We start from the raw sequence: 820 nt of genomic DNA on the forward strand, positions 1-820 counted from the left end.
GAGTTGGGCAGTTGCACACAGGTCCAGGTGTCCCCTTCACGGACTTTGCCAAGAACTGCAGTGAACGTGATGTCGAGTGGGCTTGACTGGGTGTTCATTGTGAGCTCCATTTCAGAGAAAGCATCAGCCGACCTATGGGCAACCAGTTTCGCGCGTTGCCCGCTCTAGAAAGTCGAGCAGCCCTGCTCACGATGCTGCTGGCTTGAGTTCCTGGGCGAACATCACGATGATTCCGCTGGGGCCGCGCAGGTAGGTGAGTTTGTAGACGTCCTCGTAGGTGGCCACGCCACGAAGCGGGAAATAGCCGTGTTTCGCTGCGATCGCCAGGGCGTCGTCGATGTCGTCGACGGAGAAGGCGACGCGGTGCATACCGATCTCGTTCGGAAGGGTGGGTTCGGTCTCGATCGCGTCTGGGTGGATGTACTCGAAGAACTCGAGGCGGCCGTGGCCGTCCGGCGTCTGGAGTACCGCGATCTTGGCGTGGTTGCCGTCGAGGCCGACGGCGGTGTCGGCCCACTCGCCGCTGACGGTATCGCGGCCGAGGACGGTGAGACCGAGGTCAGTGAAGAAGGAGATCGTCGCTTCGATGTCGCGAACGGCGATGCCGACGTTGTCGAGTTTGATGGCCATGTGTTGAAAGCTATCAAGGTGGATTGAATAGCTCCAGTGGCGCGGCCATACTACTGCCCGCAAGCCGGACGGCCACCGCGACAGATCCACAGCAGATCCACGCCACGACCCAACACCCCAAGGACGTGTCAGAGGGGAACCGCAAACGGCTGGATGTAAAGGGTGGCACGCCTTCTTCGCTCGGCAAGGA

Annotated in this window: 1 protein-coding gene; it reads right to left on the minus strand. The window is 60.9% G+C overall.

Features of this window, described 5'->3' with window-relative positions; genetic code table 11:
- Positions 1–186: 186 nt before the first annotated feature.
- Positions 187–630, minus strand: coding sequence for a VOC family protein (locus tag JF66_RS19250; protein ID WP_035880494.1), 444 nt, complete (start codon positions 628–630; stop codon positions 187–189).
- Positions 631–820 lie beyond the last annotated feature (190 nt).

The organism is Cryobacterium sp. MLB-32 (genome assembly GCF_000738085.1).
In the GTDB taxonomy this organism is placed as follows: domain Bacteria; phylum Actinomycetota; class Actinomycetes; order Actinomycetales; family Microbacteriaceae; genus Cryobacterium.

Coding starts and splice junctions, on each gene's coding strand:
- JF66_RS19250 (WP_035880494.1), bottom strand. CDS start 630: ATGGCCATCAAACTCGACAACGTCGGCATCGCCGTTCGCGACATCGAA.